Below are 13,271 nucleotides of genomic sequence, written 5' to 3'. Positions count from 1 at the left end.
GACATGGCGCTGTTCAAGTTCACCGATGCGATCCTGAACGACCGCCCCATCGACATCTACAATCACGGCGAGATGTATCGCGACTTCACCTATGTCGAAGACCTCGTGCGCGGCATCCGCCTGCTGATCGACGCGGTCCCCGAGCGCCCCGCGTCGCGCGACGAGATCGCCGAGGGCGACAGCCTCTCGCCCGTGGCCCCCTACCGGATCGTCAATATCGGCAATTCCGACAAGGTGAAGCTTCTGGATTTCGTCGATGCGCTGGAGGCCGAGCTGGGCCGCCCCGCGCAGCGCAATTACATGGAGATGCAGAAAGGCGACGTGCCCGCGACCTGGGCCGATGCCTCGCTTCTGCAGTCCCTCACTGGATACCGTCCGCAGACCGATGTGTGCGAGGGGATCGCGAAATTCGTGGCATGGTTCCGCGACTATTACGGGAAATAACCCCCTCGCCCCTTGCCGCAACGCAGCAATCGCCTAAGTCACGGGGCTGATACCCGGCGCTACACCTATTTTCGGAGACTACCCATGACGCTCGAACCCCGCCACGCGCGGGCCGTGATCCTGTCGCTGGCCCTCGGCACTTTCGGTATCGGCGTGATCGAGTTCGCGTCCATGGGGCTGCTGCCCTATTACGCGGCCGATTTCGGGATCACCGAGGCGCGGGCGGGTCATGCGATTTCGGCTTATGCGCTTGGCGTTGTGATCGGCGCGCCGCTTCTGGCGGTGATCGGCGCGAAAATCCCGCGCAAGCAGTTCCTGATCGGGTTGATGGGGTTCTATGCGGTGGCGAACCTGCTGGCCGGGTTCGCACCGAATATGGATAGCTTCATGGCGGCGCGCTTCGCCTCCGGCCTGCCGCATGGCGCCTATTTCGGGATAGCGATGCTCTTCGCCGCCGATCTGATGCCCGTGGGCAAACGCGCGCAGGGCATCGCGATGGTGATCACCGGGCTGACCATTGCGAACATCGTGGGCGTGCCGCTCGCAGGTGCGATCGGGCAGAATTTCGGCTGGCGCTGGGGTTTTGCCATCGTCGCGGTGATCTGCGCGGCCTCCGCATTGATGATCGCGCGCGTCGCCCCCGCGACGCCGCGCGACCCGAATGCCAGCCCGATGCGCGAGCTGGGCGCACTGGCCAATCGCTCGGTCTGGCTGACGCTGCTCGTGGGCTCGATCGGCTTCGGCGGCATCTTCGCGGTCTATTCCTATCTGTCGGCGGCGATGATCGACACGCAGGCAGGCCCCGCCTGGACGATCCCCGTGGCGCTTTCCGCCTTCGGCGTGGGCGGGACGCTGGGCAACTGGATCTCGGGTAAGCTGTCGGACTGGTCGCGCTTCGGCGCAGGCGTGATCCTGCTTTGCGGGATGATCGTGATGTCGATCCTCTACACCTTCACGATCGGCAACTGGGTCGCGATGTCGGTGGCGATGATCGCGCTGGGGTCGACCGCCGGGATGGTGATCCCGATGCAGATGCGGCTGATGGAGGTCGCGGGCGAAGCGCAGACGCTCGCCGCCGCCCTCAACCACGCGGCCTTCAACCTCGCCAACGCGATCGGGCCGTTCCTTGCCGGGATCGCGCTTGCGAACGGCTATGGCTGGACGGCCACCGGCTATGTCGGCGCGGGGCTGGCGGCGGCGGGGCTCGTCTTCCTTGCCATCGCATGGCTCGATAGCCGTCGCCCCGCCGCTGTTCCCGCTTAGGCCTTCTCGATGCGGACCGGGACGCCCTTGGAGCCGGGCGTCTTCGACAGCTCGTCATTGAGCCCCACCGGCACCAACACGTTGCATTCGGGGTAATAGCCCCCGACCGTGCCGCGCGGCAGCTCGAAGGTGATGACGCTCAGCCCGGTCTTGCGACGCGCGATCCCGTCATCCATGTCGCCATGGACCACGACCGGATCGCCATGCGCGAGCCCGAGATCGGCCATGTCGATCTTGTTCATCAACAGCACGTCGCGCGTCCCTTCGATACCGCGGAAACGGTCCGAATAGCCGTAGATCGTGGTGTTGAACTGGTCGTTCGAGCGCATGGTGATCATCCGGAAACGGCCCGGCTTGTCCTCGAAGCCAAGCGCGTTGAGCTTGGACGGCGTGGTGAATTCCAGCTTGCCGCTTTCCGTCTTCCAGATGCGATCATGCGCCGGGTTTCCGCGCCAGAAGCCGCCCGGCTCGTTCATCCGCGCGTTGAAGCCGCGGAAGTCGTCCGGGTAAGTCGCCTCGATCAGATCGCGGACGACGGAATAGTCTTTCACCCATTCGTCCCATTGCAGCTTGGGGTTCGGCGCGCAGGCGGCTTTCGCGATGCCGCAGGTGATGGCCAGTTCGGACTTCAGCTTGTCCGAGGCGGGCGCGCTTTTGCCGAGCGAGCCGTGGATTTTCGAGAAGCTGTCCTCGACCGAGACATATTGATTGCCGGTTTCCTGCTCGTCCTTCTCGGACCGGCTGAGACACGGCAGAATATAGGCCACCTCGCCCGGATAGAGATGCGAGCGGTTGAGCTTGGTAGAGATCATCACCGTCAGCTTCTGCTTCGGCCACGCCTCTTCGATCCGCTCGCTATCGGGCAGCGCGCGCACGAGGTTACCGCCAAGCGAGAACATGGCCGAAACCTTGCCCTCCATCATCGCCTGCGCCGCATCGACGATGTGGAAGCCGTCTTCCTGCGGCGGCTCGAAGCCGTAAAGCTCGCGGAGCTTGTCCATCGGGATCAGCTTGGCCTTCTCGGCAATGCCGACGGTCCGCTGGCCCTGCACGTTGGAGTGTCCGCGCACCGGGCAACAGCCCGCGCCCTTGCGCCCGATATTGCCGCGCAGCGCGAGGAAGTTCACCAGCATGCCGATATTGGTCGCGCCATGGGCGTGCTGGGTCAGCCCCATGCCATAAACGCCGATGACCTTCTCGGCGTGGATATAGACGTCGGCCGCCTGCCGTAGCTCGGCCTCGGACAGCCCGCATTCCTCGGTGATCTTGTCCCACGGTGTCGTGCGGCAGAAGGTCAGGAACCCGTCATAATTGACCGCGTGTTCCTTCAGGAAATCCCAGTCGATGATCGCGGCACGGCCCTGCTCCTGCGCCTTCTCATCCTCTTCGATCACCGCCTTGCACAGGCCAGTCAGCGCCGCGATGTCCGAGCCCGCTTTGAGTTGGTGATACTGATCGGAGATGATCGTCTCACGCCCCGTCGCCATGTCACGGATGTTCTGCGGATCCACGAAGCTGACGAGCCCCTGCTCTTTCACCGGGTTGAAAGTGACGATCTTCGCGCCGCGATCCTTCGCCGCCTTGAGCGGATGCAGGAAGCGCGGCGAGTTGGTGCCGGGGTTCTGGCCGAAAAAGAAGTAGCAATCGGTCGCCTCCAGGTCTTCCCAAAGCACCGTGCCCACCGACGACCCGATCACCTTCTTCAGGCCGACCGAGGTCGTCTCGTGACACATGTTCGAACTTTGCGGCAGGTTGTTGTTGCCATAAGCGCGCGCCATCAGCGCCCAGAGATAGCTGGCCTCCAGCCCGGCATGGCCCGAGGAGTAGAACACGACCTCCTGCTTCGGCAGACCTTTCAGGATTGACCCGATCTCGGAGAAGGCCTCGTCCCAGCTGACCTCGACATAGCGATCAGTGGCGCGGTCGTAGCGCATCGGCGCGGTCAGACGGCCGGTCTTTTCCAGCTCGTGGTCGGACCAGTCCATCAGGTCCGAGACCGTGTGATCGTCCCAGAACTCGGGCGTGTGGCGCGACTTGGTCATCTCCCACAGCGTCGCCTTCGCCCCGTTCTCGCAGAATTCGAACGGATGGTAATTGGCGGGTTTCGGGAAAGCACAGGACGAGCACATGAGACCGCCCGGTTTGTTCTGACGCTCCAGCTCGCGCAGCACATCCGGCGAGGGCCAGGAGTCGCCAAAGACCCGGGCGATGCCCCGCATCGAGCCCCAACCACCGGAGGGGCCGCTTTCTTCGGGTAGTTTATCAAGCTTGTCAGACATGGCGCGTAGCTCCTCCGGGGTCGATCCGCGCATATGAAATTGCGCGCGCCCCAACGGGCGCGCGCAGGCCAGCCGACCGGCTGAAGACCGCAGAGGGAAAGGCTCTGCTTATGATGCGCGGGATGTTGGTCACATCGTTCCAACCCTGCCTGCGCCCGGTCGGTTCCGGCCGTCCCGTAGTCTCACTCAGTAGTGATGCTCATGCTCCGACGTCTTGCCGCGGAACACCCAATAGGCATAGGCCGTATAGGCGAGAATGATCGGCAGGAAGATCGCCGCGCCGACCAGAATGAAGCCCTGCGACATCGCCGTGGTGGACGCCTCGCGGATCGTGATCGAGGCGGGCACGATATAGGGGAAGATCGACAGGCCGAGCCCCATGAAGCACAGGATGAATATCGCAATCCCCGAAAGATAGGCGACCACGCCCCGATCCGAGCGGATCGCGGTCCAGTAACCGAAGCCCGCCACCATCAGCAAAAGCGGCACCACGGCGCTCCAGATGACGCCCGGCCACTGGAACCAGCGGTGATAATATTCGGGATGCAGGAACGGCGTCGCGAGCGAGGCGAGGGCGATAAAGCCGAGCGTCACGATCAGCGACACCTGCCCGACGCGCCGCGCGAGATCATAGAGCCCGTGCGAGGTCTTGATGACGAGCCAGGCCGAGCCCAGCATCACATAGCCCGCGACCAGCGCCAGCGCCGTGCCGAGCGAGAACCAGCTCACCCAGTCGAACGGGCCGCCGGTGAAGGTGCGCCCGGTCACTTCGGGGCCGCGCAGCAGCCCGCCGAGGATCGCGCCCTGCGCCAGCGTCGCGATCAGCGAGCCGCCGAAGAACGCCTTGTCCCAGAGCTTCTGCCAGCGCCGGGTCTTGCCGCGAAACTCGAAGGCCACGCCACGAAAGGCGAGCGAGAGCAGCATGATGATGATCGGAACATAAAGCGCGTTCAGGATGATCCCGTAGGCCAGCGGGAAGACGGCGAGCAGCCCGCCCCCGCCCATCACCAGCCATGTCTCGTTACCGTCCCAGACAGGCGCAACCGAATTCATCGCGCGGGTGCGGTTCTCCTCGGAGCCGAGGAAGGGAAAGAGGATGCCGATGCCGAGGTCGAACCCGTCGAGCACCACATAGGTCAGGATCGCGAAGGCGATGATCGCGGCCCAGATGTCGGGCAGATAATGGGCGAAGCCGCTCATACGTGGGCCTCCTCTTTCTCGGTCGTCACATCATTGGCGAGCATCGCGCCCGCCACGCCGCCGGCGCGCTGGGGTGTGTTCTCGACGGGCTCCGCCGACTCCGGCCCGCGCCGCATCAGTCGCAGCAGGTAGAAAGTGCCCGAACCGAACAGGAAGGCGTAAACGACCACGAAGCCGATCAGCGCCGCCCAGGCTGCGCCATGGCTGAGGTTCGACACCGATTCCGCGGTCGTGAAGTGGCCATAGACCGTATAGGGCTGGCGGCCGAATTCGGTGGTGAACCAGCCCATGATGATCGCGAGGAACCCGCCCGGCGCGAAGACCAGCGCCACTTTGTGGAACAGCCCCGGCTCGTGCAGGCGCTTGCGCCACATCAGCCAGCCGCCCCAGAGCCCGATCGCCGCGAAGGCGAAGCCGAGCCCCACCATGATGCGAAAAGTGAAGAAGACGATCGTCATCGGCGGGCGTTCATTCGGCGGGAAGTCCCCGAGGCCGGGCACTTCGCCGTCGAGCGAGTGTGTCAGGATCAGCGAGGACGCATAGGGCACCTCGATCTTGTAATCGGTGCGCTCCTGGCTCGGGTTCGGGATGCCGAACAGGATCAGCCCGGCGCCTTTGCTGGTCTCCCAATGCCCTTCCATCGCCGCGATCTTGGCGGGCTGATGTTCGAGCGTGTTGAGCCCGTGCTGGTCGCCTGCAAGGATCTGGATCGGCGCGGTCACGAGAATCATCGCCACCGCCATGCGGAACATCGTGCGCACCGCGTCATCCGCCGTGCCCTTGATGTGATGCCAAGCCCCGACCCCGGCCACGACGAGCGCCGTGGTCAGGTAGGCCGCCAGCACCATATGCACGAAGCGATAGGGCAGCGAGGGATTGAAGATCACCTCCCACCAGTTCTGCGGGATGAATTGGCCGACATCGTTCATCGCGAAGCCTGCGGGCGTCTGCATCCAGCTGTTCACGGAGAGGATCCAGAAGGCCGAGAGCAACGTACCGAAGGCCACCATCGTCACGGCGAACATGTAGATCCACTTGTTCACCCGGTTGCGCCCGAAGAGCATGATCCCGAGGAAGCCCGCCTCGAGGAAGAAGGCGGTCATCACCTCGTAGCCCATCAGCGGCCCGATCACCGGTCCCGCCTTGTCGGAGAAATGCGCGAAGTTCAGGCCGAACTCGTAGGACATCACGACGCCCGAGACGACGCCCATCCCGAAGACCACCGCGAAGATGTGTTTCCAGAACTCGAAGATCCTCAGGAAGACCTCCTTGCCGGTAATCATCCGCAGGGCTTCCAGCACCATCAGGTAACTTGCCGTACCGATGGAAAAGGCCGGGAAAACGATATGCGCCGAGACGACGAAGGCGAATTGTGCCCGCGCCAGATCGAGTGTCGGTATGTCGAAAATGCTCATGGCCGTCCGCGTTTCTGCACGTTGCGTGATAAGAACTAGACTTGCCCGAGGATACGGCAACCGCCGGAACGTGGTTCAAAGCCCAACTGGGACGGGTTGTCGCAGCCAAAGAAAAAAGCCCGCACGGAGATCCGCACGGGCTTCATCAGTTCAATGTCGCTTATTTCAGGCGACTTGTTTGAGGGCGCTTTCTTCCGGGATGAACTCCTCATGGAGCGCCTTGATAACAGGTTTCAGGTCACCGCGTTCGAGCACGAATTGCACATCGACATTGCGCGGACCTTGGGTCGCGCCGAGGCTTTCCATGCCGTCCTTGGCGATTGCCTGCAGACCCCGGGTCAGAACCGAGAGGCCCTTCAGGTCACGCCCGATGACCGAAGCCATCGAGAGCATCCGCGCCGAGATTTCCGCCGACGGGTAGATTTCGCAGAGGTCCTTCTCGACCTTCTGGAGCACCTCGATCGGCGCGTCGACATAGTGGGTGATCGTGTTGGCGTTCGACGCTTTCGACACGATGCGCACGCCATGACGCGTCAGCACTTCGAGAATCTTGGCGTCGTAGCCCTTCACGCCGACCATGTCCTGTTCGAACACTTCCAGCGCGATGATATCGAGCCCGGTCACCATCTCGACCGCCGCTTCCTTGGCGGGCTTGTCGTCGATCAGCGTGCCCGGATCGCCCGGGTCGAACGCATTGGTGACGCGCAGCGGAACGTCCGCCTGGCGCAGGGTCTTGGCGGCCTTCGGGTGGATCGCCTCCATGCCCATGTTCGACATCTGGTCGGCGACGTCATAGTTCGTGTGGCCCAGCTTGCGCACCTTGCCTTCGCCAACCAGCTTCGGGTCGGCAGAGGATAGATGGAATTCCTTGTGAATGATCGCCTCGCGCGCGCCGGTGAGGGCTGCAAGCTTGGAGAAGGTCACCTCGGAATAGCCACGGTCGAATTCCCGCATCAGGCCTTCGGCGCATTGCGCATATCCCGTCACGATCGGCATTTCGGACGCCGGGTCGACATCCTTCATCGCCCCCATGATCCGGCCTTCGAGGTCGTGATCGGTCTCGTCGCGCCAACCGGAGAGGTCGACGAGACGTGCGTTCACGCCGTTGCGCTGCAGCAGGAGCGTGGTGACGAAGGCCGAATGCGCCTCGCCCAGACCCGACAGCAATTCGCGGATCTGCAGCATGTGCTGCGAGAGGCGGAAGTGCCCGTAGGAGCACAGGCGCTGCAGGTCGATCAGGCAGTTGCGCGCGCCTTCGATACGCTCACGCACGAACTCGGTGGCCTGCGCGATGTCGCCCGGGTGCTCGAGCACCTTCTCATGCGCTTCGACCATCGCGGACGAGACGCGGCTCAGCGCCTCGTGCCAGCCATGTTCGCTGTCGGCTTTTGCGAATTGCGCATAGACGCCCGCCTCGCCCGACTTCTTATGTTCGAGCAGCAGATTGGTGATGCCACCAAACGCCGAGACGACGAAAATGCGGTTGTAAAGATCGGCGCCCTTGCGGTCTCCGATGAACAGCGTGTCGAGCAGCTCGTCCACGCGGCTCATCGAGGTGCCGCCGATCTTTTCGACTGTGTGATTCTGGTGGGTCAATTTGGCCCCCTTACGAATTTTCCAGTTCTTCGGCCGGCGCATACGAGCCGTCCTCACGGTGAACCTCATTGCCGGTCACCGGCGGGTTGAAGCAGCAGGCCATGACGAGGTCTTCGTCACCCGCGACGAGGCGGTGATGGTCATGCAGGTTCAGCGCATACATGACACCCGGCTTGATTTCGTGGCGCGTGCCGTTGTCGAGCTCGGTGATGTGGCCGTTGCCCGAGATGCAGTAGACGCTCTCGAAATGGTGCTTGTAGTGGAACGTGTGGTCCGAACCGGCCTTCAGCGTGGTGATGTGGAAGCTGAAGCCCATCTTGTCGTCTGCGAGCAGCATGCGCACGCTGCTCCAATCGGCGTCGGACACGTCGCGGTCGGTGTTCTTAAGCTTGTTGAAATCACGAACGATCATGTGATGTGTCTCCGTATCTGAATTTCGTAAGTCGCTGGGGGAGGCAGCGGCGGATTATTCCGCCGCGATGTCCGTGCGCTCGCCCGTCACCTCGGTGGCGGCTTCGCGCAGGATTTCCAGACCCTTGCGGAATTGTTCCATCGGCGTGGTCAGCGGTGCGAGAACCTTCACGACCTGGTCGTCATTGCCCGAAGTCTCGATCACGAGACCTTTCTCGAAGCAGCGACCGCAGATCGCCGAAGCCAGTTCGCCGGTGCCGACATCGACACCCTGCATCAGGCCACGGCCCTTGAGGAAGGCACCCGGCACGAGATCGGCCACAGCGGCCAGACCTTCCCGCAGGACGTCCGATTTCACGGCCAGTTCCTTCTGGAACTTGTCGTCGGCCCAAAACTTCTCGATCGCCACGGTGGCGGTCACGAAGGCATGGGTGTTGCCGCGGAAGGTGCCGTTATGCTCGGCCGGGCCGAACACGTCGTAGTCGGGACGCACCAGAACCAGCGCCATCGGCATGCCGAAGCCCGAGATCGACTTCGCTTGGGTCACGACGTCGGGCATCACGTCCATCTCCTCGAAGGAGAAGAAGGTGCCGGTGCGGCCGCAGCCTGCCTGAATGTCGTCGATGATGAACAGCGCGCCGTGCTTGCGGGCAACTTGCTCGACGCCTTTCACGAATTCCGGGCTTGCGGCGTTGAGGCCGCCCTCGCCCTGAACCGTCTCCAGCATGATCGCCGCCGGAGCGTCGATACCGCCCGAGGCGTCCGAGAGCATCTGGTCGAGCAGCGCGACCGAATCCACACCATCGGCATAGGCGTCATAGGGCATGCGGGTCACGCCATGCGTGTCCATGCCGGCGCCACCGCGGTGGTAGCCGTTACCGGTCGCCGCCAGCGCACCCATGGTCACGCCATGGAAGCCGTTGGTGAAGGCGATGATGTTGGTGCGGCCGGTCGCCTTGCGCGCGATCTTCATCGCGGCTTCGACGGCATTCGCACCGGTCGGGCCGATGAACATCAGCTTATGGTCCATGCCGCGCGGCGCGAGGATATGCTCCTCGAAAGCGCTCAGGAACTTGGCCTTGCTGTCGGTGTGCAGGTCGAGCGCGTGACCCATCTTGTTCTCGGTCAGGTGCTCGATCAGCGCCTGCTTCATGTCCGGGTCGTTGTGCCCGTAGTTCAGCGACGAGCAACCGGCGAGGAAGTCGATATAGGTGTTGCCCTCGGCGTCGGTCAGTTCCGAGCCTTGCGCGCTGGTGAAAACGGTATCGAAGCCACGGCAGTAGGAGCGGGCCTCAGATTCGCGTTGGGTAAAGATCGTTTTATCCGTCGAATGAACGGTCATGGGGGACTCCATAGAATTGGGGGAATGAGGAGGGTGCGCGGCCTGAGATCAGGCGGCGGCACGCGCCTCCTCGGGGAAGGTGATGGTGACCATATGCTCGGTCGAGGCATGGCCGTCGAAATGGTCTTCTTCGTGGAAGTGCGCCTCATCGGTCAGCTCGCCGCCCATCGAACGTGCGAAGGAGCGGAAGAGCGCCCAGCTCGCTTCGTTGCTTTCGGTGATGGTCGTCTTCAACTTGGTGCAGTCTTCGGCGACGTCGCGCTGGATGAGGTGGCGCAGCATGCGCTTACCAAGGCCAAGACCGCGTGCGTCGGGGGAAACAGCCACCTGCCACACGAAGAACGTGTCCGGCTCGGACGGGGCGATGTAGCCCGAAATCCAGCCGACGACTTCGCCTTCGCGCTCCACGAGGACACAGGTGTCCCCGAAGTGATCGCACTGCAGAAGGTTGCAATACATCGAATTTTCATCAAGCGGCTTGCAGCGGCGGATCAGCTTCCAGATTTCGCTGCCGTCTTCGGACTCCGGCTTACGGAAGACCAGTTTAGAACCCTTCTTGATCGACTCGACTTGCGGCACGGCTCTTTCCTCTCGTTTGCTTCGGTAGCCTAAGTAGTTCATGTGGTCGAAAATTTCAACCACCTAACTAATGGAACCAGGAAAAGTTCCGATTATAGCCTTATATTCTTGCTTATAAGCCCTAAATACCATTAGCATGACAAAGCAAATGAGTAAAAACGAACACGATAAGCTTAGTAAAGCCAAGCAATTGCAGAGCACGGAACTCTCTGCGATACTGGGCCGTCTTGATAAAAAAGGGGCCCGCCGCCTGATGGAGCGTGTCGATACGAGCCTGATCGCCTTGCGTAGAATCCTGCGCGCGACCGAAATGTTCGGCCGCGACCTGGCCAAGGCTGCCGGGCTGACGCCTGCGCAGTTCCGGGTCCTTCAGGTGATTTCCGAAAAAGGTTGGTCCACCCCGAAGGCGATCGCGCAACGCATGGGCGTGAGTCAGGCGACGATGACGGCGTTGATCGACAAGCTCGAGCGCAAGGGCATGGTGACCCGTCAGCGTTCCGAGCGGGATCGTCGTCAGACCGACATCGTGATTACCGAACTCGGCGCGAGCGCGATCGACGAGGCCCCCGACGCGCTGCAACAGATTTTCGTGCGCCGTTTCGAGGCGCTGGAAGATTGGGAGCAGGCGCAGATCATCGCCTCGCTCGAGCGTGTGGCCTCGATGCTCGACGCGCATGACATCGACGCGGCGCCGGTTCTGGACTGGGGCGATATCTCGGGCAAGCCGAACTGATCAGCCTTTGACCCAAGCCCCATCGGGGCCCCGCGTGAATTCGTCGGCCCCGATTGGCTCGAAGCTCATGTCGCGCGCGCCGTAGAGCGTGATCGACAGAGCGTCGCGCCCCCCTTCAATAACATTGAACGTATTGGGCTCGCCGCGCAGACGCGAGGACAGGCCCGTCCCCGCCTGCACGAACAGGATGCCCGGCACCGCCGAGAAAGGCGCCACCGATCCGGTGTGCAGATGCCCCGACAGCACGAGATCCGCGCCGCAGTCCGACATGCCCTCCAACGCATCCCCTGCCCCGTCCATGAGCGCCTTGTCGACCTCGGGCCCATGTTCGAGCGGATGGTGCATCACCGCGATTCGCAGCCTCTCGCCCGCCTCGCCGAATTCCCGACACAGCCGGGAGATCGTCCGCTCGGGCACCTTGCCGCGCTGCCAGGCGAACCGGTTCACCGTATTCACGCCGACCGCCTTCAGGCGATCGGTCTCGAAGACCGGCTCCAGATTATGATTGATATCGGATTTGTAGCGCCCGAAGGGCTTGAGCATGCGCAGGAAGAGGTTGTCGAGCGGCGTGTCGTGATTGCCGGGCACCGAAAGCGTCTCGCTTTCGATCTGCTCCACGAACAGCCGCGCCTGCGCGAACTGGCCGCGCCGGGCGCGCTGCGTGAAGTCCCCGGAGATCACCGTCAAATCCGGCGCGAGCCGGTTCACCGCTGTCAGGAGCGGCGCCTCGAGCTCGGGCAGGCTACGCCCGAAATGCAGATCGGAAAGGTGAACGATACGGGTCATGCGGTCGCGTCTTGGGTCTCGGCGTCCGTGTCCTTGGCTGGCAGTACGATCCAGAGCGGCTCGTCGGACATCTTGAAGCGGAACGGGCTTTGTTCGCGGCATTTCTCGCCGTCATATGCCAACAGGCCGCGCCCGCGTGCGGTTTCGATCTCGAAGGATTTCGCGCGGATCAATTCGTAATCCTCGCCCCGTTTGGTCTTGCGGCGCACTAGCCGCGACGACAGGCGGAAGAGGTCGCGGCGGCTCTGCGCCTTCGCCACCAGCACCGCGAAGGCGTCGTCGCTGATGACCGTCGCCCCGTCGAGCCCGAAGAAATCGAGTTGATAGGCCGAGCGCGCGATGAAGACGAGCGCGGTGCGGCGGCTCCTGGTTTCCCCGTCCGCCGTGATCTTCAGCCGCATCGGGCGCTGGAAGCGCAGGAAAGTCTTGAAGACCGACCAATGCGCGACGATCCGGCGACGACCCCAGCGGGCGTAAATATCTTCGCGCGCCTTGAGGATCGACGGGTAGATACCGAGCGACGCGTTGTTCAGAAACACCCGCCCGTTCACCTCGCCGACCCGGATCGGATGGGCGCTGCCCTCACGGATCGCGCGCGCCGCCTCCTCCGGATCCTCGGAGAGGCGCAGGCCGCGCGCAAAGAAGTTGAACGTGCCGAGCGGCAGCACGGCCATCGGCACCTCCTGCCCCACCAGCGCGCCCGCGACGGCCATCGCAGTGCCATCTCCACCCGCTGCGACGATCATCTCCGCGCCATCGTCGAGCGCCTTGCGGACGGTCGCCACAATGTCGCTTTCCGGCGACCACCGGTAAAGCGACGCGCCGTCACCGAGCGCATCCATCGCGCGGCGGATCGCCTCTTCATCTTTTGCGTTGCCGCCCGAAGAGGGGTTCGCGATCAGCGCGACCGCCTGCCGGCGCAATGCGACGCTTGGCTCCGGCGGGGTGCCATTCGTCAATTTTTCATCGCCCTTTTCGTCATTCAACCCGGACTGGAGCGCGGATTTCGCGTCTCGATCCACGAGGCTGTCAGGCCCCGTATCATTCTCCGGTTTGACGGAATCCTTCGGCTCGGCAGTCATGATGTCACCTCTTCGTCGCGGCTGTAACGCCGCAGGGAGGTGGAAAGGTCCGTGAAAAGGTTGCGCCTCGGGACTTGGTTATTTACGACATAGAGTGTCGGAATTTGGCAAGTCTTGCGACCGTTATCGCGTGAGCGTGAC

Annotated in this window: 12 protein-coding genes; 3 read left to right on the top strand and 9 right to left on the bottom strand. The window is 63.0% G+C overall.

From position 1 onward, the window contains the following. Both B3D39_RS12130 and B3D39_RS12125 read left to right on the top strand, forming a co-directional pair. The coding region (locus B3D39_RS12130) for an NAD-dependent epimerase/dehydratase family protein (RefSeq protein ID WP_286789729.1) at positions 1 to 444 on the top strand (444 nt) is incomplete at its 5' end. An 84-nt stretch (positions 445 to 528) separates the two neighbouring features. Beyond that, complete coding sequence (locus tag B3D39_RS12125; protein ID WP_274961764.1) at positions 529 to 1,707, top strand: MFS transporter; 1,179 nt, start codon at positions 529 to 531, stop codon at positions 1,705 to 1,707. On the opposite strand, the gene B3D39_RS12120 is transcribed toward B3D39_RS12125, so the two are convergent. The 7 genes from B3D39_RS12120 to ectA form a co-directional block, all read right to left on the bottom strand. Then, entirely contained in the window at positions 1,704 to 3,986 is a 2,283-nt protein-coding gene (locus B3D39_RS12120) for an FdhF/YdeP family oxidoreductase (protein ID WP_274961763.1), read from the bottom strand. The genes B3D39_RS12125 and B3D39_RS12120 overlap by 4 nt on opposite strands. A gap of 186 nt (positions 3,987 to 4,172) precedes the next feature. Further along, complete coding sequence (cydB, locus tag B3D39_RS12115; protein WP_078571393.1) at positions 4,173 to 5,186, bottom strand: cytochrome d ubiquinol oxidase subunit II; 1,014 nt, start codon at positions 5,184 to 5,186, stop codon at positions 4,173 to 4,175. Beyond that, positions 5,183 to 6,601, bottom strand: coding sequence for a cytochrome ubiquinol oxidase subunit I (locus B3D39_RS12110; protein WP_414717995.1), 1,419 nt, complete (start codon positions 6,599 to 6,601; stop codon positions 5,183 to 5,185). The genes cydB and B3D39_RS12110 overlap by 4 nt, the downstream gene beginning before the upstream one ends. A gap of 165 nt (positions 6,602 to 6,766) precedes the next feature. Beyond that, the gene (locus B3D39_RS12105) at positions 6,767 to 8,197 is read right to left on the bottom strand and encodes an aspartate kinase (RefSeq protein WP_274961762.1); all 1,431 of its coding nucleotides are present in this window, start codon (positions 8,195 to 8,197) and stop codon (positions 6,767 to 6,769) included. A gap of 10 nt (positions 8,198 to 8,207) precedes the next feature. After that, positions 8,208 to 8,609 carry an ectoine synthase gene (locus B3D39_RS12100; protein WP_075775937.1) on the bottom strand — a complete coding sequence of 134 codons (402 nt, stop codon included), beginning with the start codon at positions 8,607 to 8,609 and terminating at the stop codon, positions 8,208 to 8,210. A gap of 54 nt (positions 8,610 to 8,663) precedes the next feature. Continuing rightward, positions 8,664 to 9,950: a diaminobutyrate--2-oxoglutarate transaminase gene (gene ectB, locus B3D39_RS12095; protein ID WP_093476885.1), complete on the bottom strand. Its 1,287-nt coding sequence runs from the start codon at positions 9,948 to 9,950 to the stop codon at positions 8,664 to 8,666. 48 nt (positions 9,951 to 9,998) lie between these two features. Then, the gene (ectA, locus tag B3D39_RS12090) at positions 9,999 to 10,529 is read right to left on the bottom strand and encodes a diaminobutyrate acetyltransferase (RefSeq protein ID WP_232621702.1); all 531 of its coding nucleotides are present in this window, start codon (positions 10,527 to 10,529) and stop codon (positions 9,999 to 10,001) included. Between the two features lie 253 nt (positions 10,530 to 10,782). Between ectA and B3D39_RS12085 the strand changes: the two genes are divergently transcribed. After that, positions 10,783 to 11,262 (top strand): MarR family winged helix-turn-helix transcriptional regulator, encoded by a 480-nt coding sequence (locus tag B3D39_RS12085; protein WP_078522117.1) that lies wholly within the window; start codon positions 10,783 to 10,785, stop codon positions 11,260 to 11,262. Here the strand turns inward: B3D39_RS12085 and B3D39_RS12080 are convergent, their stop codons facing one another. Both B3D39_RS12080 and B3D39_RS12075 read right to left on the bottom strand, forming a co-directional pair. Then, positions 11,263 to 12,048, bottom strand: coding sequence for a metallophosphoesterase family protein (locus tag B3D39_RS12080; RefSeq protein ID WP_274961761.1), 786 nt, complete (start codon positions 12,046 to 12,048; stop codon positions 11,263 to 11,265). After that, positions 12,045 to 13,130, bottom strand: a complete 1,086-nt coding sequence (locus tag B3D39_RS12075; protein WP_274961760.1) for a diacylglycerol/lipid kinase family protein — start codon at positions 13,128 to 13,130, stop codon at positions 12,045 to 12,047. Before B3D39_RS12075 ends, B3D39_RS12080 begins: the two co-directional genes overlap by 4 nt. Between the last annotated feature and the right edge of the window lie 141 nt (positions 13,131 to 13,271).

This window comes from Thioclava sp. UBA3469 (genome assembly GCF_002378135.1).
Lineage (GTDB): Bacteria > Pseudomonadota > Alphaproteobacteria > Rhodobacterales > Rhodobacteraceae > Thioclava > Thioclava sediminum.
Note: the sequence above shows the minus strand (reverse complement) of the source record. Positions and strands in the feature narration are given on the sequence as shown.

Bases quoted from the DNA above. Each gene is read 5' to 3' on its own strand.
- B3D39_RS12125 (WP_274961764.1), top strand. From the start codon at position 529: ATGACGCTCGAACCCCGCCACGCGCGGGCCGTGATCCTGTCGCTGGCC.
- B3D39_RS12120 (WP_274961763.1), bottom strand. From the start codon at position 3,986: ATGTCTGACAAGCTTGATAAACTACCCGAAGAAAGCGGCCCCTCCGGT.
- cydB (WP_078571393.1), bottom strand. From the start codon at position 5,186: ATGAGCGGCTTCGCCCATTATCTGCCCGACATCTGGGCCGCGATCATC.
- B3D39_RS12110 (WP_414717995.1), bottom strand. From the start codon at position 6,601: ATGAGCATTTTCGACATACCGACACTCGATCTGGCGCGGGCACAATTC.
- B3D39_RS12100 (WP_075775937.1), bottom strand. From the start codon at position 8,609: ATGATCGTTCGTGATTTCAACAAGCTTAAGAACACCGACCGCGACGTG.
- ectB (WP_093476885.1), bottom strand. From the start codon at position 9,950: ATGACCGTTCATTCGACGGATAAAACGATCTTTACCCAACGCGAATCT.
- B3D39_RS12085 (WP_078522117.1), top strand. From the start codon at position 10,783: ATGGAGCGTGTCGATACGAGCCTGATCGCCTTGCGTAGAATCCTGCGC.
- B3D39_RS12080 (WP_274961761.1), bottom strand. From the start codon at position 12,048: ATGACCCGTATCGTTCACCTTTCCGATCTGCATTTCGGGCGTAGCCTG.
- B3D39_RS12075 (WP_274961760.1), bottom strand. From the start codon at position 13,130: ATGACTGCCGAGCCGAAGGATTCCGTCAAACCGGAGAATGATACGGGG.